This window comes from Acinetobacter sp. Ac_3412 (genome assembly GCF_013072675.1).
GTDB lineage: Bacteria > Pseudomonadota > Gammaproteobacteria > Pseudomonadales > Moraxellaceae > Acinetobacter > Acinetobacter higginsii.
In genome coordinates, this window is the sequence record NZ_LXUJ01000007.1 from 217,268 (window position 1) to 240,907 (window position 23,640).

20 protein-coding genes and 1 CRISPR repeat array are annotated in these 23,640 nt (G+C 40.7%); of the genes, 14 read left to right on the plus strand and 6 right to left on the minus strand.

Annotated features, from left to right (window positions below; genetic code table 11):
• Positions 1–69 precede the first annotated feature (69 nt).
• The gene (locus tag A7P54_RS04435; RefSeq protein ID WP_171548784.1) at positions 70–702 is read right to left on the minus strand and encodes an FMN-binding negative transcriptional regulator; all 633 of its coding nucleotides are present in this window, start codon (positions 700–702) and stop codon (positions 70–72) included.
• Between the two features lie 15 nt (positions 703–717).
• A complete protein-coding gene (locus tag A7P54_RS04440; protein WP_171548785.1) occupies positions 718–1,776 on the minus strand; it encodes an AraC family transcriptional regulator in 1,059 nt (352 codons plus the stop codon).
• Between the two features lie 143 nt (positions 1,777–1,919).
• Here A7P54_RS04440 and A7P54_RS04445 point away from each other — a divergent pair, with 143 nt between their 5' ends.
• Together A7P54_RS04445 and A7P54_RS04450 are read left to right on the plus strand one after the other, a co-directional pair.
• The gene (locus A7P54_RS04445) at positions 1,920–2,690 is read left to right on the plus strand and encodes a 3-hydroxyacyl-CoA dehydrogenase (RefSeq protein ID WP_004806439.1); all 771 of its coding nucleotides are present in this window, start codon (positions 1,920–1,922) and stop codon (positions 2,688–2,690) included.
• A gap of 167 nt (positions 2,691–2,857) precedes the next feature.
• Positions 2,858–3,430, plus strand: a complete 573-nt coding sequence (locus tag A7P54_RS04450; RefSeq protein WP_171548786.1) for a hypothetical protein — start codon at positions 2,858–2,860, stop codon at positions 3,428–3,430.
• Between the two features lie 39 nt (positions 3,431–3,469).
• Here the strand turns inward: A7P54_RS04450 and A7P54_RS04455 are convergent, their stop codons facing one another.
• A complete protein-coding gene (locus A7P54_RS04455; RefSeq protein WP_171548787.1) occupies positions 3,470–4,045 on the minus strand; it encodes a flavin reductase family protein in 576 nt (191 codons plus the stop codon).
• Positions 4,046–4,101: 56 nt separating this feature from the next.
• Positions 4,102–5,121 (minus strand): AraC family transcriptional regulator, encoded by a 1,020-nt coding sequence (locus A7P54_RS04460; protein ID WP_171548788.1) that lies wholly within the window; start codon positions 5,119–5,121, stop codon positions 4,102–4,104.
• A gap of 278 nt (positions 5,122–5,399) precedes the next feature.
• On the opposite strand from A7P54_RS04460, the gene A7P54_RS04465 reads away from it, so the two are divergent.
• The 8 genes from A7P54_RS04465 to A7P54_RS04500 all read left to right on the plus strand — a co-directional run bounded on the left by A7P54_RS04465 (position 5,400) and on the right by A7P54_RS04500 (position 12,971).
• Positions 5,400–6,416, plus strand: coding sequence for an alpha/beta fold hydrolase (locus A7P54_RS04465; RefSeq protein WP_171548789.1), 1,017 nt, complete (start codon positions 5,400–5,402; stop codon positions 6,414–6,416).
• Positions 6,417–6,499: 83 nt separating this feature from the next.
• On the plus strand, positions 6,500–7,531 hold the full coding sequence (locus tag A7P54_RS04470) for a lipase secretion chaperone (protein WP_171549197.1): 1,032 nt from the start codon (positions 6,500–6,502) through the stop codon (positions 7,529–7,531).
• 499 nt (positions 7,532–8,030) lie between these two features.
• Positions 8,031–8,598: a CRISPR direct-repeat array (repeat unit 28 nt; unit sequence TTTCTAAATGACGTATGCCGTCATGAAC).
• 246 nt (positions 8,599–8,844) lie between these two features.
• A complete protein-coding gene (locus tag A7P54_RS04475) occupies positions 8,845–9,618 on the plus strand; it encodes a ThiF family adenylyltransferase (protein WP_171549198.1) in 774 nt (257 codons plus the stop codon).
• 56 nt (positions 9,619–9,674) lie between these two features.
• Positions 9,675–10,973, plus strand: coding sequence for an AarF/UbiB family protein (locus tag A7P54_RS04480; protein ID WP_004806458.1), 1,299 nt, complete (start codon positions 9,675–9,677; stop codon positions 10,971–10,973).
• A 26-nt stretch (positions 10,974–10,999) separates the two neighbouring features.
• Positions 11,000–11,380 (plus strand): dihydroneopterin aldolase, encoded by a 381-nt coding sequence (gene folB / locus A7P54_RS04485; RefSeq protein ID WP_171548790.1) that lies wholly within the window; start codon positions 11,000–11,002, stop codon positions 11,378–11,380.
• Positions 11,337–11,771 (plus strand): 2-amino-4-hydroxy-6-hydroxymethyldihydropteridine diphosphokinase, encoded by a 435-nt coding sequence (locus A7P54_RS04490; protein ID WP_171548791.1) that lies wholly within the window; start codon positions 11,337–11,339, stop codon positions 11,769–11,771. The genes folB and A7P54_RS04490 overlap by 44 nt, the downstream gene beginning before the upstream one ends.
• A gap of 40 nt (positions 11,772–11,811) precedes the next feature.
• Positions 11,812–12,363: a DUF2799 domain-containing protein gene (locus tag A7P54_RS04495; RefSeq protein WP_171548792.1), complete on the plus strand. Its 552-nt coding sequence runs from the start codon at positions 11,812–11,814 to the stop codon at positions 12,361–12,363.
• A gap of 143 nt (positions 12,364–12,506) precedes the next feature.
• Positions 12,507–12,971 carry a hypothetical protein gene (locus A7P54_RS04500; protein ID WP_171548793.1) on the plus strand — a complete coding sequence of 155 codons (465 nt, stop codon included), beginning with the start codon at positions 12,507–12,509 and terminating at the stop codon, positions 12,969–12,971.
• A gap of 59 nt (positions 12,972–13,030) precedes the next feature.
• Here the strand turns inward: A7P54_RS04500 and coq7 are convergent, their stop codons facing one another.
• On the minus strand, positions 13,031–13,666 hold the full coding sequence (coq7, locus tag A7P54_RS04505) for a 2-polyprenyl-3-methyl-6-methoxy-1,4-benzoquinone monooxygenase (RefSeq protein ID WP_159883275.1): 636 nt from the start codon (positions 13,664–13,666) through the stop codon (positions 13,031–13,033).
• A gap of 3 nt (positions 13,667–13,669) precedes the next feature.
• Entirely contained in the window at positions 13,670–14,989 is a 1,320-nt protein-coding gene (locus tag A7P54_RS04510; protein ID WP_171548794.1) for an MFS transporter, read from the minus strand.
• 162 nt (positions 14,990–15,151) lie between these two features.
• Between A7P54_RS04510 and A7P54_RS04515 the strand changes: the two genes are divergently transcribed.
• From A7P54_RS04515 to A7P54_RS04530, 4 genes are all read left to right on the plus strand, one after another.
• A complete protein-coding gene (locus tag A7P54_RS04515; RefSeq protein WP_171548795.1) occupies positions 15,152–17,869 on the plus strand; it encodes an autotransporter assembly complex family protein in 2,718 nt (905 codons plus the stop codon).
• Between the two features lie 48 nt (positions 17,870–17,917).
• The gene (locus tag A7P54_RS04520) at positions 17,918–22,423 is read left to right on the plus strand and encodes a translocation/assembly module TamB domain-containing protein (RefSeq protein ID WP_171548796.1); all 4,506 of its coding nucleotides are present in this window, start codon (positions 17,918–17,920) and stop codon (positions 22,421–22,423) included.
• Positions 22,424–22,681: 258 nt separating this feature from the next.
• Positions 22,682–23,164, plus strand: a complete 483-nt coding sequence (locus A7P54_RS04525; protein ID WP_171548797.1) for a DUF4124 domain-containing protein — start codon at positions 22,682–22,684, stop codon at positions 23,162–23,164.
• A gap of 102 nt (positions 23,165–23,266) precedes the next feature.
• A complete protein-coding gene (locus tag A7P54_RS04530; RefSeq protein WP_171549199.1) occupies positions 23,267–23,626 on the plus strand; it encodes a hypothetical protein in 360 nt (119 codons plus the stop codon).
• Positions 23,627–23,640 lie beyond the last annotated feature (14 nt).

Genomic DNA, 23,640 nt, shown 5'->3' on the forward strand with positions numbered 1-23,640 from the left:
TGTTTTTATTCACGAACAATGTCGATTATTGCGTTGTGCTGCTATTGAAAATATCGTGATATCTTCAGCTTATTCCTCGATATATTGCTGTACTGCATTGGCTAAACGGCTTTCACCTTGTTGTTGCAGTCCATCCACTACGCCTAAGGCATCTGGTGTTTCCCGATTTTGGCTGAGTTTAAACTTTCCCGTGATCTGTGAGATCGGAATTTCGATCCCGACAATGCCTTGCAGTTCCTGAGCAATATAATCATTTGGTGCATCCGACATTTTCCAAGGCGTTGCTTGTTTGGCTTCATGGGTACGTGTCAGTCTGGCCAAGATGCCGCGTAGTGCTTTTTCATCATATAAGAAATTGATGCTTCCTTTGACATGAACCACCTGATAATTCCACGTGGGTACATGTCGATGGTGTTGCTGCTTACTCGGATACCAATTCGGTGAGATATAACCTTGTTCACCCTGAAAAATAATTAAAACCGCTGCGCCATTTTCAATTTGAGTGTGTAGCGGATTATTCTTGGCTATATGCGCAATCAGTGTCGCTGTTTGGCTGTGCTCATCACGCAATAAATGAAAGGGCAAATGATTGGCTTCTAAGCCTTCCGCACTATGACTTATCAGCGTAGCAAAAGGATAGTCCTGAATTAGTTGGTATAATTTTTCAAGATCTGTTTCTTCAAATATTTCAGGTAAGTACATTGCTTATTCCTTCGATTATTCTAAATGGCCCAAACGTTTCTTTTTATTGGGTGAAGACTTTCTATAGCTGCCTGGACTGACTCCCGTCCATTTTTTAAAGGCACGATGGAATGCACTGGGGTCATGGAAATGTAAATCATCGCTAATGTTCTGGATTGAATCATTGCTTTTACTCAGTCGTTCAATCGCGATATCACAGCGAATATCATTTTTAAGCTGCTGATAACTGACGCCTTCTTGCTTTAAGCGACGTTGAATGGTAGCAGTCGACATATTCAATTGCTGGGCAATCTCTTTCAGTTCATCCCAGTGTGATGGTGGCTGTAACAGCAATTGACGGCGGATCTGCAAGCTTAACGAGTTCTCATTTTTAAAGCGTACAATCAGGTTATAAGGCGTGTGTTTGAGAAAATCCTTGAGCGCTTGTTTATCTTTTTTGATTTTGTGCTTGAGATAGTGGGCGTCAAACTCGATTTGGTTTTGCTCGGCATTAAATTGAATGTTCTCGCAAAACCGTACCCGATAATCTTGTATTTCCACAGGTGGGTGGCATCTGAAACTCATTTTGTGGAATCCGATGCGTTGATCACTCAACCAACACATCAAACTGTGTACCAACATTAAATAGGTTGAATAGGTAAACATCCGTTTCGGGTGCTCACGATCATGCAAGATCAAATAGGCTTTACTGCCTTTTTGAATCAGTTCACCCCGAATATCATCCAGTACCAAACTTAAAAATTTTAAAATTTCTTGGATGGCTTGCTCCAGCGTTTCGGCATTAAAAGCTAATTTCGCTAATAGGCTATAACTGCCTCGGCGCATGGGATGAGTATCCATACCAAGAAATTCATCATTCATACTTTCTGCAACTTCGACCCATAACTGCGCACATTGGGTCACAGGCACTCGCGCCTTGGAGGAAGTCAATAGTTCAGCTGAAATACCTGCGCGATTGGCGATACTGACAATATTTAACCCACGACTTGCAGCAACACTTAATGCTTCACGGATTAAAGCATTTGAAATGGTGTCCTTAGCCGAATTAAGATCGAGGTTGAGGTTTTTGTTCATATATCAATAAAATACAGGAGAAGAATGAAATCGAATGCTCAAAAGCCGCAGCAAATTTGCTACTTTTTGAAATTGTATCGGAAAAAACTTGCCTTTAGGCTTAGTTATAAAAATTTATATCTTTAATTTGATAGGAAACGTAAATGAAAATTCAGGGAAAACATTTTGTTATTACAGGTGGCGGTTCAGGCCTAGGTGCAGCAACAGCAGAATATTTAGTTGAAAAAGGTGCTTCTGTGACACTCGTCGATATGAATATCGAAGCTGGAGAACAACAAGCACAGACCTTGGGCGCAGCAGCAGAATTTGTAAAACTGGATGTGACCGATGAAGCTGCAGCAGAACAATTCTTTAAAGATGTATTGGCGAAACATGGCAGCGTATATGGCCTGATCAACTGTGCCGGTATTGGTCCATCTGCAAAAGTCGTCGGTAAAGAAGGCGTACATGATTTGGCAATGTTCTCTAAAACCTTGCATATCAATGTCACAGGTACATTCAATATGCTACGGTTTGCAGCAGATGCCATGAGTAAAAATACCGTAGCAGAAGGTGATGAAGATCGTGGTGTGATCGTGAATACCGCGTCAGTGGCTGCCTTTGATGGTCAGATTGGACAAGCGGCTTATTCGGCATCAAAAGGTGCTGTGGTGGCGATGACTTTACCAATTGCACGTGAGTTAGCGCGGCATGGTATTCGTGTCATGACCATTGCCCCAGGGATTATGGAAACCCCAATGTTGAAAGGTTTGCCTCAAAATGTGCAAGATGCCTTAGGACAAATGGTGCCTTATCCATCACGTTTAGGTCGTCCAGAAGAGTTTGCGCGCTTAGTGGCACATATTGCTGAAAACTCGTATTTGAATGGTGAGGTGATTCGTTTGGATGGTGCAATCCGTATGGCAGCCAAGTAAATTTTATTTTAATTCGGAGATTAAACTCTGATTTAATTTTAAGCCGTTGTGGATATCACAACGGTTTTTTATTTGGTATTAGATGGTGTTTAGTATTTGATATTGTTTCCGAATCGATTTCGTTTTAAGGTCGAATCAAAATATTAATTTGGATGATAAGAACAACGATGAAAACCAAGATCTTTTTATCTGCTGCAATGACTGTGTCTTTAGCAGGCTGTGTGGGCAATATGAACCCGACAGGTGGCAACTCAAGACCGAATTATCCTTACTATGTGACACAGCAACCGATGTTGGTTAAAAAAATTCATGTTCCAGCAGGAACCACCTTGGTCTATAAGGAACAGTACTTCAAAAAAGGCAAACAAGACCAGATTATGTCAGAAAATAAACTGACTGATATTAGATTGCCCATTGGCCAAAGCATCGATTGGGGTGGTGTACCAGTCACCATGATTTCACAGTTTTTTAATTCAGCTATGCGTGGCTATTCTGTGTATGCCGACTTTAAAAAATTAGATGCAGCTAAGCGAACCAGATTTTCTCAGTTATGGCAGAGTTGTGATGATGATCTAGGCATCAGCATCAAAGATCGAAAGGATTGGTCATTTAATAAAGCCAATATTGCTGATGTTGAAAGCTGTAGTGTTCTTTATCAACGTTACTTTAAAAACAACAAAGAACAGCAGCAGTTCTTGGATATTATGTATAGCGAGTTGATGAAAATCAATGATCAATAAAAGAGGTAAAGCTGGTTTTGCCTTGCCTTATATGAAAGATTATTTGGCCTTAACTTCATCACCAATCAAATAAAATGTACCGCCTGCAATGTAATGCAGACTACGCAACGCTTTACTGGCCTCTTGAAAGTGCCAATGACCATCACGAAATACCCGTGAATCAGCCCAAGCACCCACCACCGAGCCGATAAATAAATCATGCGCTTGTTGATTGTGTGGTTCTGGAATCACTTTACAGATCAGCCAAGCCAGACTACCTGCTACCAGTGGGACAGGAAAATCATCTTGGTAAAATAATTCAGTTTTGCATTCTTCTAACTTGCTTGGATGATCAAACTGGCTAATGCTTCCGAGTTGATGCACCATATCAATTTGCGCATAGCAGGGTACTTGTAAGGCAAAATAACCACTTTGCTCCACCAATTGGCGGGTCTTGGTACTTTTATCCAAGACCACAGTGACCTTTGCAGGTGTTAACTCTAAAGCACAAGCCCAAGCTGCGGCCATGACATTACGTTCTTGCCCATACTGAGCAGAAACCAAAACTGTCGGGCCATGATTGAGCAGGCGATAAGCTTTAGAAAGTTCAACAGCGGTAATTTCTGACTGACTCATATAACATCCACAAGGTTGAGACATCGCTCCATTGTTACATAAACTTCCCTAAAATTTTATTCAATTTCCCAACGTTTATAGGCACGATTAAAACTTGAAAGAGAGGAATACCCCAGCTTTTTAGCAAGCTCATCTTTGGTCATAAATGGATTCAGCATCAGTTTCTTGGCTTTCTCCTTTCGGACTTCATCATACAAAGTTTGAAAGCTGATCATTTTTTCTTGCAACATCCGTTGTAAGGTTCTTTTGGTCAGGTTTAGCTTTTGAGCAACTTGATCAATACTCAGTAAGCCTTCTGTTTTATCATCAATCAGATATTTGACCCGTTGTAAAATATCTTGGGTTGCAAGTAGTTCATCCAGCTCTTTTTGGCACAGTAATTTAAACTTTTCAGCGGTGAGTGGATCGGCCATACTGAGTGGCGCGTCTAGAAAAGTTGCAGCGGCAATTAAGCGGGTATAAGGCTGTTCATAACGTATTTCTGCAAAAGTCGATGCTAAGATCTCATCAAAACGAGAAAAATAATCAGGATATTTACATTGTAGATCAACACTTGGCTTGAAATCTGGAATAAAGAAACGGACTAAATGCACAAAACCGGTCAGAAAGAAAATACAGCTAAATTCGTAGGCTTGTGTATCCGATTCATCATTAAAATTCAGTAAGGAACGATCATAGGCAATGTTGTAATAGGCTAGTTCATTCTCAACTTTAAAATTTAATTCGACAAATGAACATTGCAAGCTGACAAATTGGTTAATGGTTTCAATAGCCTCTAAGGCATTTTTTGAAATGGCAACGGTAAAACCGAGTAAGCCATGCGAACTGATTTTTAACTGCGTACCTGCATAAAAACCGATGCCTTGTTCCTGTGTCAGTTCAATGGTTCGGGCAATCACTTTTTTAAAGGCATTCAGGCTGATCTTATCATTGAGATCAGATAGTTTGTCGATTTCAACACCAGTGCCCCAGAATAATGTTTCAGCTGAAATATTCCATCGTGATACCACCTCACTCAGTAGGTGAGCATAAGAGCTGCTAATAAAATGCTGGTTATGAAGACGGGGAATACTCATAGTGCGAAGTAAACTCCATGTTAAAGCTGATCCAATTCATTCCGAAATTAAAGCAGAGTGATGGATTTGAAAATGTGCATTCATCGGAATTTTTTCAATCCAGCGTAATTTTGGCACGAATTGTTATGATTTTGGCACAGTTTGTTTTAGTCTAAAAATCACACAATATTTCGAAGGAGTATAATTTTTGCCAGTCGTTTGTATGCTCGGAATGATTCCAGATACGAAGAAAAAGACTAAATCGTTGTAATAAAAATGAAAAATGCTAGGAGCAAAACGTGAAGAAAAAATATTTAAATGTCATGGCGCTGATGGCAGGCATGGTGGTGAGCAGCGGATCTGTGGTACATGCAGGTTTGTTCGATTTTTTTGCACCAAAGGCATCATGGCAAAACTGTAATGTGAACTCTTGTTCAGTCGGCGGTAGCACCAGTGTTACATCAAGCTATGCAAAAACCAAGTATCCGATTCTACTTGCGCATGGGATGGCAGGCTTCTCTGCTGTTGGTCCTTTGCAATATTGGAATGGCATTACAGAGGACTTGGTGGGTAATGGTGCGAATGTATTCGTTGCACAGCAAGCTTCTTTTAATTCATCGGAGGTACGCGGCGAGCAATTGTTGCTACAGGCGAAGCAAGTATTGGCAATTACAGGTGCGGAGAAAATTAACTTAATTGGCCATAGTCATGGCTCTCAATCGGTTCGTTATGTCGCCAGTTTGTTGCCGAATAAAGTTGCTTCAGTCACAGCAGTAGGTGGCCCAACCAAAGGTTCAGATGTTGCAGACGTGGTTGACTCAGTGGTTAAGTCACCTGTGGGACCAGCACTTGCACCGATTATTGCAGCAGGCGTAAATGCTTTCTTCTCGTTGGTGGGGATTGGTTCAGGACATTATTATGATCAAGATGCACTGGCGGGCTTAAATTCATTAACCACTAGCGGTTCAGCAAACTTTAACCGACGTTTTCCAGCAGGGGTACCAACCACAGCTTGTGGATCAGGAACAGAATTGGTCAATGGTGTACGTTATTATTCATGGAGTGGAACCAGTCCATTTACCAATGCTTTAGATCCTATGGATTATGCATTAACAGCAACTTCCTTACTGATTTCTGGTGAAAATGATGGCTTGGTACCACGTTGTTCGAGTCATTTGGGCACCGTGATTCGTGACAATTATGCATTTAACCATTTGGATGAAGTGAATCAGATTCTGGGGTTAGTTGGATTCTTACAGAACCCAGTAACACCTTATCGTACTCAAGCAAATCGCTTAAAAAATCAAGGTTTATAATTCATTTACCAAAGGAGCAATCCGTTGCTCCTTTGGTTTTAACGGTTCAAACAAAGAAAGAATGATAAATAGAGCAAGGGATGATGAACGGTAAATTTTTGAATAATAAAACCATCAGTATAGTTTTAATCGCATGTTTATTGCTCTTGTTGGCTTTAATCTATTGGATATTTAAACCAGATCCTCAAAATACCCAGCAAGCACCAAATCAGCAGGTTCAATCACAGGTCTCCGAAAATGGCTTAGAGGTGAGTGCGCAAAATAATTTAAAAGGCAAAATGCCTGAATTGGCATCTTCATTGCGAGGCACCGAAATTGACTGTCCGATTCAGGTTGATGCCAATGGTAAATTGATTTTAACCGTTGGAATTCGCAGTTGTTTTGATTATTTCTTTTCTAGTTTAGGTGAAAAAACTGAAACGGAATTGATTGCCGATATTCGACAGTATCTCACTGCGACGTTACCTGATACAGCTTCAAGTTATGCGAGCTATCTGTTAGATCAATATGTGGCTTATACCCATGCCTTAAAAAATATAAAACCGACGGGCAATTTTAAAACTGGTGATATTGATGGCTATCAAAAAGTGATTGAGCAGATGTACAAAGTACAACAGCAGTTTTTTAATGCTGCTGAGATCAATGCTTTATTTGGCAATGAACGTAATTTGAACCAGTTTAATATCGATCAAATGCGTATTCATGCCAATAAAACCCTGAGCGCTCAGCAAAAGGCGGCTGAGTTGGCGAAATTGATTGATCAACTTCCTGCGACATTGGCTGATGGTGTTCGGGTTTCGATGCAATTTGCCGAATTGCAGCAGCTGACCCAAGAAGTTCGGGAAAAGGGTGGTTCTGCACAAGAGCTGCGCAATATGCGTGAAAGTTTATTAGGGCCAGAAGCGGCGGATCGTTTGGAAAAGGTTGATCAAGAAGAAGCAGGATGGCAAACGCAGGTAAATGGATATTTGGCTGAACGTGACCAAATTTTAAAAAGTGATGCGAGTGATGCCAGTAAACAGCAGTCGATTAATCAATTACGCAATCAATCATTTGGAACTAAAGAAGATTTATTAAGAGCGCAGTCATATGAAATGATGCATGATCGAAAGTAGAGTCAAAGTAATAGATGGAAATATAATCGGTAATCATTTTATTAGGCAAAGTTGAATATGTATGTGGCTGATTATATTGGTTTAGCATTGATCCAAGATATGACAGATAAGTGTTTGCCTCAGTCTGAAGTGATGATTAAGGGGGAAAACACAGGGGTTATGGTTGAGGGTAAAGTGTTAGAAGGTGTGGTTTGTGTATATTCTCACTGCTATCTTCTTTTCCTTAGCCATGATTGTATCTTTGAAGAAACTTTAACTTTGGCCTTAGTCGATCTGGATAAAAATATATTGTTGGAGTCATTATGGATAGGGCTGGCTTATCAGACTGATATCTTTACTGGCCCTAGGATATGTGATGATAAAATCTTATTTGAATTTTTAGCTGAAAAAACATGGGTTCTTCACGTATTACAAACTGCCAGAATTCGATTTCCTATTTCTTTAAACGCTTTGATACATCGTGGTTTTCAGTTTAAATCTTATCTCCAGTTAGAACATTAATTTATGTGACGTATGCCGTCATGAACCGCAGTTGGATTGTCTAAATTCTGAATCTCTTTTTCTAAATGACGTATGCCGTCATGAACCATTATCAATGAGCCAACGCTTGCCATAGACATTTCTAAATGACGTATGCCGTCATGAACATTCATTTGTTATATCAATGAAAACAAAGCATTTTCTAAATGACGTATGCCGTCATGAACGGGGATAGATCATTCATTTAAAAATATTTGTTTTTCTAAATGACGTATGCCGTCATGAACGGTTAAAGTCAATTTCTACGAGCTTGACAAACTTTCTAAATGACGTATGCCGTCATGAACTTATCTTGGTGCGGCTGATCAGTTTAAAGTATTTTCTAAATGACGTATGCCGTCATGAACATGACGCCAAATTCATTGCACAAAACGACCAATTTCTAAATGACGTATGCCGTCATGAACTTAACGTCATTAAGCGCAACCGTTCTGCATTGTTTCTAAATGACGTATGCCGTCATGAACGTGTGGCATAACCAAGATCAATTAATTCTCTCTTTCTAAATGACGTATGCCGTCATGAACTATAAAATAATGAAAATAATATAAGCTAAAACATCAAGTTATATCCAAAAAGGCAGAAATACCCAAAGTTTTTAACTGATATGGTAACTTATTGATTTTATTAAGCTGTTAAAGAGTAAGAAAAATATTGGGGTAAAAATAGCTTTTTGTCAAAAGAAAACAATGTTCGTTCCAATTTATTACTTTCCTCAAATCCTACATCGACTTAAAATCAGCATTACCCTTGATGATAAAGAAGCAAGTCACGTGTCAGACCATTTAGAAAACGAATTTGAGCTAAGCAATGAGGAAATGCATCTCTATAGTCGTCAGATTTTATTAGATGGTTGGGATATCGAAGCACAAGAAAAATTAAAACTCGCCAATGTACTGATTATCGGTGCAGGCGGAATTGGCTGTACCAGTGCCGAGCTATTGGCACGCGCAGGTGTGGGCAAGATTACGATTGTCGATGCTGATACCATTGAAATAAGTAATCTACAAAGACAAATCGCATTTACAGCAAATGATTTAGGTCGGTACAAAGCCGAAATATTGGCCAAACATCTACAAGACATTAATCCGCATATACAGGCCAGCTATCAAAATATACGATTTGATGAAACGAATGCTGATGAACTCGTACAGCATCAAGATGTAGTCTTAGATGGTTGTGATAATTTTACAACCCGTTATCTGGTCAATGCGGTGTGTAAAAAACATCAAGTCCCACTGATCAGTGCGTCAGCCATTGGTTTTGAAGGGCAGATGTTTATGGTGGAATCGGATTCAGCCTGTTATGAATGTTTGTTTCCGAAAGAAGAGCATGCCAATGAAGGGCTACGCTGTGCAGAGTCAGGCGTATTGGCAACCACACCTGTAATGATAGCGTCATTACAAGCACATCACACTTTGCTGTTTTTAGGCTTGGGTTTGACCCCACTTAAGCAAAAATTGTTGCTTTGGAACGGCTTAAATCTATCGCAACGCATTCTTAAATTTGAAAAAGATGTAAATTGTCCAGTTTGTCAGGAAACTTGATCGGTAAATTGAGCAAAATTTGCTAAACTAATGCCATCTGTGAGGCAAGAAAGATTATGAAAAGAAATATTTTATTCGATGGATTACGATCTGTTGCACGTATTGGTGAAACAGTGGTGGTTGCAGCACAAGCAGGTGTGAAATATGCAACTGAAAAACCAAGCAACGCCAAACTTATGCGTGAGACCTTTGAGTCGCTTGGTTCGACTTATATCAAACTGGGACAATTTATTGCCAGTACACCGTCTTTATTCCCGCGCGAATATGTTCAGGAATTCCAAGGCTGTTTAGATCAAACCCCGACCTTACCATTTAGCTATATTCAAAAAGTATTGGCAGAAGAGTTTGAAGGCCGCAATCTCAATGAAATTTTCAGTTTTATTGATGAAAAACCTTTGGCTTCAGCCTCAATTGCACAAGTCCATGCCGCTCGACTAGTCACGGGTGAAGATGTGGTGTTAAAGGTTCAAAAACCGGGTGTCGAAACCATTTTATATACCGACTTAAATGTAGTGCATTGGGCGACAAAACTTTTAGAAAAAGCTGTACCAAAAATCAAGTTTGCATCGCTTTCTGAAATTGTAGATGAGATCAAAACACGTATGGTCCGTGAAGTCGATTTTATTGAAGAGGCTCAGAACCTAGATGACTTCATTCAGTACTTGAATGTGTCAGGTAACCAAGCGGCAACTGCACCAAAAGTTTATCACCAGTTTTCGACTCGCCGTGTGCTCACTATGCAGCGTTTATATGGTGTGTCATTGACTGACTTTGATGTGGTGAAACAATACGCCAAAGACCCGACACAAGTCTTGATTACGGCCATGAATACGTGGTTTGGCAGTTTAATGCTATGTAAGAGTTTCCATGCGGATTTACATGCAGGCAATCTGATGCTGCTTGAAGATGGGCGTATTGGTTTTATTGATTTCGGTATTGTTGGGCAGCTAAACCCTGAGGTGTGGACAGCATGTATGGCATTTATGGATGCTTTACAACATACCAATTACAACGCAATGGCTGAAAATATGCTGAAAATGGGCATGACTCATCAGAAAATTGATACCCAAGTCTTGGCTGATGATTTAGAGCGTTTGTTTAGTGGTGTGTTATTGGCAGATCCGCAAGAAATTCTCAGCTCCAATCCTGCAGATTTGAATGACATCATGATGGATATGGTGGCTGTAGGTGAGCGTCACGGCATCAAATTCCCGCGTGACTTCGCTTTGTTATTCAAGCAAATGCTATATTTTGATCGTTTCATGCGTGTTCTCGCACCATATACCGATATTTATGCTGACCAACGTTTAAAAATGGTTCACAATATTGAACCTGCTTCGTTTTTAAAGCATTAATTTATTTATCGGTTCATTAGGTCATTATGGATGCCATTATAATTGAAGGGTTGAAGGTTGATACTGTGGTTGGCTGTTTCACTTGGGAACGCCAGATTATTCAACCTTTAATGCTAGATCTCACCATTCATAATGATCTATCACACGCTGCCCATTCGGATGAGCTAGAAGATACGCTCAACTATGCGCAGCTTTGTGAGCTTGCAGCCCAAGTCATACAAGAGGCGAAACCGAAACTGATTGAGCACGCCGCACAATTGGTACTTGAATGTCTATTTACGACTTTCCCCTCGATCAACTCGATCAGTATTACCATTCGCAAACCCGCCATCATTGCACAAGCCAATGCAGTAGGAATTCGCCTTGAACGCAACAGAAACAATTTTTGCGCTCGCACTGGCGAGTAATGTCCAGCAGCAACAAAATTTCACTTTTGCCTATGAGCAGCTCTCACGTTTGGGCACAGTGGAATTTTCTCCGATTTATGAAATTCCATGTCGAGACGGGATCGGGGCTGATTATTGGAATTCTGCCTGCCTATTAAAGAGTCGCCTTTGTGTCGATGAAGTGACAGAAATCCTTAAACAATTAGAAATGCAGTCTGGTCGAGTTCGCCCGTCACATCATATTAGTTTGGATATTGATGTGATTGCGTGGGGTGAAACTTTAGATCATATGCAATTTAATCCAAAAAAGTTACCATTGGCTTTGGATGTAAAAATTCCTTTATATGATTTATGGCAGCATGCAGATTTAGCCTATCTTGAAAGTACGCAGTATCCTGTCATTACAATGTAATACTTTAATCAAGTAACACTATAATAATAGGAAGTTTTTTATGAAACTTATTTTAATTTTATCGACTTTAACGGTTTTACTTTCGGGTTGTGCGGCCATGAGTGTCGAGCAATGCAAAACAGCAAATTGGTTTAATGTGGGCGAAAGAGATGGCTCCGATGGGCATGAATCCCGTTTAGACAAATATTATTCTTCCTGTCAAAAAGCCAATATTGTGCCCAATCAAAAGCTCTATGAACAAGGCTATCAAAAAGGTCTAGGCTATTATTGCCGACCAGAAATTATTTTTAGTGAAGCGCTCGAAGGACGAGGTGATATTCGTGTTTGTCCAATCGAAAAACGTAAATCCTTGCGCAGCTACTATCAAGTCGCCTATGAGTATTATCAAGCAGATTCAGAGTTTAATCGCTCTCAAAATGATATGAACCGTTATTTGAAAGAGCTGGAGCGGAAAGACCTTTCAAGCAAAGTTCGGGATGATTATCAAAAACGTTTATATGATCTACGTATCAATAGTAGTTGGGTACAGTCACGTTATCATCAGGCTGTCAGAGATTTAGAACGCTTTAAGGCTGAACATGGTTTGTATTAAGTAGTGATGCTTGAGTGATGATTTAAAAAAAATCCATGGCTAAGCCCATGGATTTTTGTTTGAGATGAAACACATTTGAGTTACATACGCATGTATACAGGGATGTTTAAATAGATAACAAGCGAATAATGAAGGAATTATTTATGCAAGCCAAGTTACTTATTGCCCTGGGGATTGTTCTCTATGGCAGCATGAACTCAGCCTATGCAATTGATGCCAAGTATCGACAACAATTAGAACAATCGGGTTGTACCCAAGTTAGTGAAGCACAGGGCTGTGATATAACGAAAAACAAAGAGGAAAATAGCAAGGCGGGTTTTGTCGAGCAGACGGTAGACGTATCAAGCCCGAGTGCATCAGCAACAACGCAGCAACCACAGTGGATTGCGGAAAGATCAGATGGCACCGCTTTGGCTGTGATTAAAATTGATCAGCAGCAGCGGGTTTGGGTCAATGATACGCGTGTCATTGCAGTAAAGAAGAATGATCAGCTAAGTTTCAGACAGGGTAAAATCGATTACACGATTTTTACCGATTTAGACAAGCAGTCGCAAAGCTTTTGGAGTGACCGTTATTCAACCGATAAAGGCAAAATTGTATTTCGTTAGGCTTGATTAAGTGCTGCAAAGTAAAAGGGAATTACCTCGCAATAATTCCCTTAGATAACTTAAAGATAATAACTGGTTTTAGTCATGAGTTTTGAAATGGCAGTCATGGTAATCCGCACAGGTGCAGGTAAGTCCACACCGCCAGCTTCTAAAGCGGTATCGCGATGATGCAATTCATCTTCATTCATCTGGACTAAAATTTTACGTGAACGTTCATCATGTGCGGGAAGTTGTTGAATGTGTTCCTGTAGGTGCTGGCTAACTTGACGTTCAGTTTCTGCGACAAAACCTAAGCTGTATTTGTCGCCTGCAATCCCTGCAATCGCACCCATACCATAAGATAAACCATACCAAATTGGATTTAACACACTGGTGTGGCTATCCAGTTCTTTTAAGCGATCTTCGCACCAAGCTAAATGGTCTTGCTCTTCAATTGCGGCCTGCTGCATCTCCTCACGAACATGCGGCAATTTTGCAGTGAGTGCCTGACCGTGATAAAGCGCTTGAGCACAGACTTCACCACTGTGATTAACGCGCATCAAGCCTGCAACATGACGGGCATCACTGACACAAAGTTGTGACGGTTCATCACTGGCAGGATTCGTTCGTTGTGCACTGGTTGCACCTGGTACCAAACTACGTAAGGCTTGATCAAACGAATGAATCATTTTATCGAGACCTGTGTAATGACGCATAGATTAATCCTCTAAAGTATTGGGAGCATTTTCCAATAAAGGTTTTAGGCGTTTTAATAACCAAAATGAAAAAATTGCACTTAAAACAGCGGTAATGGTAAATAAGATTTTAATATCAATTTTTAAAATGCTTAAGATTAAAATCGAAAAAACTGCGGAAGAGACCATAAATACAGCATTTAAAATATTATTTGCTGCCACAACTCGTGCTCGGTGTGAGCGTGGTGAATAGGCCTGCATCATGGCATAGAGTGGAACGATATAAAATCCACCGCTAATGCCCAGCAAAGTTACTGCCAACATCACATGATAATAGACTGCACCGAGTGTAAACATATCTTTTAAGCTGAGTAAGTCGCCCGTACGCTCAGGTACAAAAGCAAGGCTTGCTGCCAGATATAGTGCGAAAACGGTTAAACCAATTGCACCATAAGGCACCATCTTGATATTAATGTCTGACCCACCAATTTTTCGGCAAAGTAAAGAACCGACACCAATGCCGACCGAGAAAAAGGTAAGTAATAGGCTCACCACATTTTCTGAAGCATGTAGGTTTTGTTGCGTCAGTTGCGGAATTTGGGTTAGGTAGGTTGCGCCATAGAACCAATACCATGAGTTGCCTAGCAAAATTACAAATACGATGGGGATACTTTTGGCATATTTAATGGTTTGAAAACTGGTGCGAATAAAGTTCCAGTCAATTTTTAAATCGGGTGCGGCGACTTTCTGAGGCAGAATAAATCGACTGCATAAATAGCCTAAGCATGCAATCGCTACAACGGTAACACTGATCCATAACAGATTACCTTCTGAAGATGCAATCACGGCACCACCTAAAATCATCCCGAGTAAAATCGCAATGGAAGTACCAGACTGGAACAAGGCGTTGCCTGACATGAGCTCTTGCGGCTTTAAAATTTCAGGCAAAATCGCATATTTGATTGGCCCAAAACAGGTTGAGTGAGTACCCATTAAAAACAAGGCGAACAACAGTAACCACAAATTCCCAAGCAAGAAGCCAGCAGTACCAATCAACATGATTACGATTTCTAATATTTTAATAAAGCGGATCAGTTGTGAGCGCTCGTATTTATCCGCGATTTGGCCTGCAGTTGCCGAAAAAAAGAAGTAGGGCAAAATAAACAATAAAGCAGCTAAATTATTGAGGGTACTGACAGGGGCGCTTTGTTGTTGAATCCAGCCATAGGTAATAACTAACAGCAACGCTTGCTTATAAACATTATCATTAAGTGCGCCAAAGAACTGAGTGAAAAACATCGGGGCGAACCGACGCGAAGTCATTAAGTGCTCGTCTTGTTTCATCGTGTGTTCACTTCATTGTGATTTATAAAAAAATGTGACGAACTGTAAAAATGTGATGAAATGCATGTATGATACCTAGGTCTGATTGGATGAAAAATCAAAGATTTGAAGTTATTTCACCCATCAAAAACGATAAATTAAAAAACAAATTTAGAGTTTTACATGCCATCTAAAACGAAGTTTAAACAGTCGACACTGGTTCATTCTATGCATTTAATTTTTAAAATGCAGGGTTTTCCTAAACTTATTTGTAGTGGTTTTTTGATTAGTTCTTGTATATCAGTTGCTTATGCGCAAGAACAAAATCCAGCTGTGTCTGAAAATCAGGCAGTTGAACAGACGGAACAACCAGTCGAACTGGCCGTTGCAGCGGCCGCACCGACAACTCCAGCAATCAATCTTGCGGATCAAGGGGTGCTGCCTGGGCAAGACAGTTTGGCTGCGTTAAAAGAACAAGAACAATCCACTCATCAAATTAACGAATTGAAACCGATTCAGTTGGATGACAATTTAGAAAATCTGCCTGTGATCCCAGTGGATCAGGGGATGGCAAATGAGATCTTCCGTGTTGCTGAAGATGCGAAAAACGAAGCGCAAGCCTATCGTGAGCATACTGCAAAGAATCCTGAGCCAATCATCACGGATGCATCTCAGACAGAACTTACGGAAATTAAGCAAGCCCCGCTGAATATTGACCAGTTAATGGGTGAAATCCAAGCCGATAGTAAGATTGTGGTTGAAGCCAATGAAACAGGTAAAACATTGGCTGATTTGCAGCCTAAATCTGATCAACCACAGGAAAAAGTTGGATTTTTTAAGCGCATTGTGAATCGTTTCCGTCCAGATAATTTACTCAATACCGATAAAATTCCACGTATTTCCGCGGATGTAACAGGTGCGCCTGCGATTTTGGCACTGAATATCAAAGCCAAACTATCTAGCTTTACTCAAGAATCCTTTGAAGATTTTAATGTTGCCTTACCGCAATTACGTGCTTTGACCAATCAGGCAGCGCAAGCAGTAGGCTATTACAATGCCACTTATACCTTTGTGAAAGAAAGTGAAAGCAAAGTGAAAGTCATTGTGGTGCCGAATGAACCTGTAAAGATTAAAGAACAAAATATTGAATTTACTGGTGCAGGTGCCAATACGCCGCAATTCCAAGTGATTCGATTAATTCCAGAGCAAGATGTCGGTGATATTTTTAATCATGGTGCTTATGAAGCAACCAAAACCAAAATTACCACGGTGGCATCGGATAACGGTTATTTCGATGCATTTTGGCGATTGCATGATGTCAAAATCACTCAACCAGAGAAAACTGCGGAAATTAATTTAAATTATGAAACGGGCGAGCGCTATAAGTTAAAGCAAGTTGAGTATCGGATGAGTGATCCAAGCAAGCCATTGCCACTCACTCAGAAGGTACTAGACAGTTTGGCGCCTTGGAAAGAAGATGATGATTATGCTTTCTGGCGTGTCAATGTCTTGGCAAATAACTTAACCAACAGCCGTTATTTTAACTATACTTTGGTTGATACGATCAAGCCAGATGCGATTCAACCACCTTTAGATTTACCGCCAGACTTACAGGCTTTAGTTGATCAGCAACGTGTGCAAGAGTCGCAATTGATGAGCAGTCAACAGAAAGCAGATCTTGCGCGTGCAAAAATTACCTCAGCACAAGAAGTGACGCAGGACGTGGTAGATGAATCGCAATTCTCAGGTGCTGAACCTGCGCAACCTTATGCTTTGGCTCGTTCAATGCCAATGCCCCCTGCACATGATGATGACGATGAAGAGCGTCAAAAACTCGAAGAGCAAGCACGGGTAGAACGTAAAATTCCTGTTGTGGTGACGCTGAATGCTGATCGTTTAAATAGTCTTGAAACTGGTATTGGTTATGGGACAGATACGGGTGCACGTATTCGTAGTCAGTATCGTCGTGCTATCGTCAATAAATATGGTCATTCTTTTGATGCTAACGTTGAGGTTTCAGAAATCCGTCAATCGATTGATGGTCGTTATAGTATTCCATATAAGCATCCCTTGAATGATTACTTTAACCTTGTCGGCGGTTATGAGCGTGAAACCCGTGATGACATTGGTCCAGATATAAATTTATTGGTTGAATCTGCGGTACTGGGTGGTGAGCGTGTAATTAAGAATCCATTGGGTGATTGGCAACATACGTTTGGCTTACGTTATCGTTTAGATCGTTTAACCAAAAAAGGTGATGTCAATGTCGATGAGTTACCCGATGCGTTTAAAGTTTCGGGAATTGATTCTGAGCAAGAATCTTTGCTCTTGGGTTATGAGGCATCAAAAACTAATACCAATACCCGTTTAAATCCAACCCGTGGATTTAAACAGACTTATAAAGTGGAATTGGGGACTGAATCTTTACTCTCTGATGCCAATATGGCAATTGTAAGTGCTGGTTGGCGCTTCATCTATTCATTGGGTGAAAACGACAATCATCAATTTGTCGGTCGTGGCGATGCAAGTTATATTTTCACCGATGACTTTAATAAAGTTCCTTATAACTTGCGCTTCTTTACCGGTGGTGATCAGTCTTTGCGTGGTTTCGACTATAAGAGCTTATCACCTGAAGAAAACGGCTATAAGATAGGCGGTCAAGCCTTAGGGGTTGGCTCTATAGAATATAATTATCAATTTAAAGATGGCTGGCGTGCTGCTGTGTTCTCGGACTTCGGTAACGCTTATGACAAACAATTTAGCAACCCAACAGAATATAGTGTGGGTGTAGGTATCCGCTGGAGATCACCAATTGGACCAATTCGATTAGATATCGCATCTGGTATTTCTAATGATAACAATCCAATTCGATTGCATTTCTTTATTGGTCCACAGCTTTAAAACTTTTTAGCCCTGTGTTTGATCAGGGCAAACAATCTCGGGTTGATTATGACGGAAGTAGAACAGCAACTTACCCCTCCAACAAAACCAAGACCACCGCGGCGCATTGCTCGAAATGTTGTGCTGATTGTGCTGATCATTCTTTTATTATTGGTCAGCTCTTTGGTTGTGATGATGTCAACGGATAAGGGGAGCCGTTTTCTATTAGACCGTGTACTTCAAAGCCAGAAAACCATTAAATACGAATATGAAAGCGGTAATCTGCTTTCAGGCATTATCTTAAAAAATGTGTTGGTACGACTGGAAGGAATTGACGTTTCTTTAGACCGTGCCGATGTATCTTTAGGGTGGAGAGCGATTCTTAAGAAAGAAGTACACCTTAGCCATGCCGATGTTCGTAATCTAAAAATTCTTGATAAGAAACCACCATCAGGTAAACCTTTTGGATTTGATCCAATCAAACTTCCTTTTGTATTGCGTGTTGATGAAGCCAGCCTAGACCATTTGCAACTTCAAACCACAACATCTAAAGTCGATTTTAGCGATATCTATCTAAAAGATGCTTTATGGTCAGAAACAAAATTAAAGTTCAAAGACTCTCGCATGAAAATGGAGTATTTGGCCGTCCAAAATGCAACGGGAGAAATGGACTTTAGTGGAAAATATCCAATCAATGCCAAAGCAGATCTGATTATTCCATCACTCAAAAGCCTAGATATTGATGTCATTAAAGTTGCTGCTAGAGGTTCTTTAGATACCTTAAAAGTAGGATTTGCAACACGTACCCCAGACCTGCTCACAGGTTGGGCAGTCGTCCATCCAGTTCGTGATCATGTACCGATGAATGGTGAGTTATTCTTTAAAAACTATCATTTGCCATTACTGAAAGATCAAAAGTTGTTTGCTAAGGATGGTATTGCGAAATTTAATGGGGATATCCAAAAACTGATTTTAACGTTGGATACAGACCTAAAAGGCGAGCAAGTGCCGGAGGGTCAATATACAGCACAGATGGATACTGATTTAACTCACCAATTGAATATCCGTGAGTTTAATGGCCAGTTGATGGGCGGTGTGGTCAGCTTACTGGGTTTTGTAAACTGGCATGATCATGTGTCTTGGGATGTTAAAGGTCGCTTAGAGCGCTTAGACCCGAAAGACAAAACCGTACCGCAAATTGCACAAGATTTCTTGCCACCAAACTTGGATGCGAATTTAAGTTCTACAGGTTCAATGGAAAAAGGCTTGGTGCTGAACGCACAACTTGCATTTGATAAATTTGAAACTTGGGCGGTTAAGCTAGACCAAGCGGAAGAAAAAGATAATAAAGCACAACCGATGTTGTTGGATGTTTCATGGAAAGGGATTGATCGTGCCATGCCATATATTGGCTGGCTCAGCAGTGAAGAAGGTCATACTAACCTGACCTTAAAAGAAGGTCAGCAAGATATCTATCTCACAACAACGATTCGTCCTCATGAGCAAGCTTTGTTACCAACAGGAAAATATGATGCACGTTTAGATGTAAAAGGCGATCTATTAGATGTGGAAAGCTTCCGTTATGAGGCGGAAAAAGGCAGCTTGTCGGGACAGGCCAAAGTTAAGTTGCCTACCGAAAAGCAACAGCTTTCATGGCAAGCTCAGCTTAAAGCTCAGGATTTTAATCCGCAAACAGTTGCCGCTGCTGCACCGATTAACTTATTAAATGGTGAAATAAAAGCAACTGGTTTTGCCAAACCGAATCAACAAATTATTCAGCTTGAACAGATTGATTTAACAGGGCAATTACCACAAGACAATAAAACAGAAACCATTGCCCTAAAAGGGAAAAGTACGGCTGCCTTGATTTTTAATGATGAAAAAGCAGGTGGCGGCTTTAAAAGTTTTGCCGTGGATTATAATGGCTCTTTAAATGCTTTGAATCAGGGTAATGGTGTATTAAAGATTAAGGTTGCAGGTACGCCTGATTACATCAAGATCAATGAACTTAATCATGATGGTGTGGCAGGAAAAATCTTTGCAACGGGTGCAGTCAATCTTAAAGATAAACTAGGTTGGGATATTGATGCCTCGCTAGTACGTTTTAAACCGCAATATTTCGTATCAAGTGTCAAAGGTGAAGTCTCTGGACGAGTTAAAACACTTGGTGTTTGGTCGGATAAACTGAAACGTATTGATATCCGTCAGCTCAATGTTGCAGGTTTCCTGAATAACAAACCAATTCGTGGTCGCGGTAATCTGAGTTTATTGCTTGATTCAAACCAAGAAGGTTTCTTGCCACAACAATTCGAAGCCAATGACTTATTCTTTGCCTATGCACAGAACCAGTTGCAAGCCACAGGCAATGCGCAAAACTTACGTATTAAGTTGAATGCGCCTGCCTTATATGAGCTTTACCCGGGCTTACGTGGTCGTGCATATGGTAGCTTAAATGTACAGTCGCAGCCACGCTTAAAAGCAACGGCAAATATGATGGTTGATAATTTTGCCTTTAATGATCTGGTGACGATTCGATCGTTACGAGTACAGGGTGAATTACCGACCTCAGAGACCACACCAACACAACTGACTGCAACTTTAGATCGTTTGCGTAATGGCAATCGTGAAATTGAACAAGCGACAGTAAACTTGGCCGGAACACGCAAGGCACATGTGTTGAAGGTGGAGAGCAAAAACCGTCAATCGAATTTCTATCTGCAACTTGCGGGTGGTTTTAATCCGAAGAACGACTGGTTAGGCCAATTGCAAAAAGGTAACTTTACTTCGCGTAATATCAGTTTGGTACAAAACCAAAGTGCGCCGATTATCTATACCACGACGCAACAGGAATTGTATGTTGGTCAACATTGCTGGCAGAGTTCGAGCAGTCAGTTATGTCTGGATCAGCCTGCACGTCTTAGCAAAGCCAAAGGCAGCTTCTCCTTCATTACCAAAAATCTGGATTTAAAAGATTTTACTGCATTTATGCCTGAAGGTTTGGCAGTTACAGGTCAACTCAATGGTTATGCCAAAGCGTCTTGGGCACAGGGTAGTCATCCTAAACTAGATGCTCGTTTAGTCACTCGGAAAGGTGAAATCGGATTGGCGGCGGATGATCCACAAGATCCTGCGACAACGGTCACTTATGATGAGTTGAGTCTGATTGCAAAAAGTATCAGCGAAGGTTTGTTATTACGTGTCGATATGAAGACACCAGATATTGGTACAGGTTATGCCAATGTAATTGTTAATCCGTACCAAGCCAATATGCCAATGCGTGGTGAAGTCGCATTTAATGATGTGCAGTTGAAAGTGTTTAAGCCGTTTATTAAAGACGTACGTTCAATGTCAGGGACTTTGGCTTTGGCCGGTAAAATGAATGGGACCTTGACTCAACCTGAGTTTGTCGGTGAGATGCGCTTGAAAAATGGCGCAATTTCGATGATCTCGCTGCCTGTGAATTTAAGCAATATCCAGCTTTATTCCTCAATACGCCAGCAATCTGCCAGTATTGATGGCGCATTTAATAGTGGTCAGGGTGTTGGGCGTTTGAAGGGTAATTTTGATTGGAAGAATGACCCACATTTAAATCTGACCCTGAAAGGCGACAACTTATTGGTACGCCAAGCACCGATGATCACGGCGATTGTAGAACCTGATTTAAGCTTGGATGTTTATCCTTTTGATCAGAGATTAAGCCTGAAAGGGAAAATTGATGTGCCACGTGCACGTATTTCGATGCCAGAAAGTTCTGCAACGGTGGTGAACTTGTCACCTGATGTGCGTGTGGTTCAACAAGGCCAAGACTTGCTGGCGACTTTAAAAGCGGCTAAGCCGTGGGATATCCGTGCCGATATGACCGTAACTCTAGGCAACCAAGTCATTTTCCAAGGTTTTGAAAGTACCATTCCATTGGTTGGTCGTTTGCACTTATCACAACGTGGTTTAGAAACTGCCATGCGTGCCAATGGTGCGATTGGTGTCAGTCAAAAAGTGAAGATTGAAGCCTATGGCCAAAGTCTTGATTTGAATCGAGCGATTGCACGTTTCAATGGACCATTGGCGAATCCGACACTGGATATTGATGCCAATAAACCGGTTCAAGGTAGTATGGTCGGGGTGCGTGTCACAGGTACAGCCACCGTGCCGAATATTCAAATTTATAACGATGCTGGCTTGTCTGAACAAGAAGCCTTGAATGCCTTACTCACAGGTCGTATTAATGAAGGTAACAGTGGTTTAAGCAATACTGAAGGCTTTAAGTCTGATGTAAATAACACCATTGCTGCTGCGGGTATCAGTATGGGCTTAGGCGGTACGCGTGCCTTGACCAACCAGATTGGTCGTACCTTTGGTTTGAGTGGTTTGGCGTTGGATGCACAAGGTACAGGTGATGATACGCAGGTGAGTCTGACAGGCTATATCACGCCAGATCTGTTTATTCGTTATGGTATTGGTGTATTTACCCCAGTGAATAAATTGACCTTGCGTTATCAGATGAACCGTCGTTTATATCTGGAAGCAAGTCAGTCTTTAGAGCGTGCAATTGACGTATTCTATAACTGGCGTTTCTAACCCTGTTTTAAATTGGGTTTAGAGTCAGAAAGAGGAATTATTTCGATGAAATAGTTCCTCTTTTTTTATGGTTGTAACATTACTTGAACCTCCCCAAAAACCATTCACATAAAAATTAATGAGGGCAGATGTGTTAACGGTCTGAGCTAATTTTTAAACAGATTTCATAACGGATGGTTTTAGAAAATAAAAACTGTGATAAAATTAATATAACTTATTGAAAATAAATGATTTTATGACATTTTTTGGAGGAAGTAAATGAAATCTGTCACTTTTGGTCAGCTTTGGGCAGTGCTTGGCTTAGTGCTCCTTAGTTCGACACTCCAAGTCAATGCCAAGGAATACTATAAGTGGGTCGATGCCAAAGGCGTCACCACTTATTCAGCAACGCCCCAACCTGTACAAAGACAAGAACCTCAGCTCGATCCTGTTAAAAAGAATAGCGCTACCACTGTACAACAGCCGACTGCTCAAACTGGAACGGCACCGAAAGAGCCAAAAATCACAACAGTGACTGCAACTACAGCAACAACACCAAACAAGCCAGTAACTGCAACCACGACAGCCACAAGTAATCTTACTGCGACAAGTGACGTACTTATCCCTGTCAAAAACTGCAATGGGGTCAGATGTTGGGATACGAAAGGTAAGTCCTATAATCTCGTCGCAGGAACGACATATCTCTCTGCCAATGGAGGAAAATGTCAAAAGTTAGGCAATAACATGCGTTGTAGCAAATGATTTGTATGTTTTTATTACGGAAAGCATTGTTTTAAAGGCTTCCTTTTGCAAAATAAACAAGTTTCAGTATGATGTGTGCATCAAATTAGCCGCAGTATGATGATGAAAAAAGTTTTGTTTATTGTAATAGGTTTAGTTTTGGCTGGTTGTGCTGAGAAAAAGCCGTTAACCCCTGAAGAACAATGGCATGGCTATTGCGTCAGTGTGGGTAACGCTGCACGTTCGATCACGTTGGATCGTCAAAATGGAATTGAGCAAAAACAAGCAACGGAATATGCGGCAAAGATTGAAGATGAAATGACACGCAAATTTATCTTTAAAATTTTGGACACGGTTTATGCACTTCCTGTTGATCAATTGAAAAAAGATCCAGAAGCATTACGTGAAAATTTAAAGAAACAGTTTATGGAAGAATGCTTGGTTACTCCACATGACAAGCTGCCAAACTATAAACTTTTTTAATGTGTATATAAAAA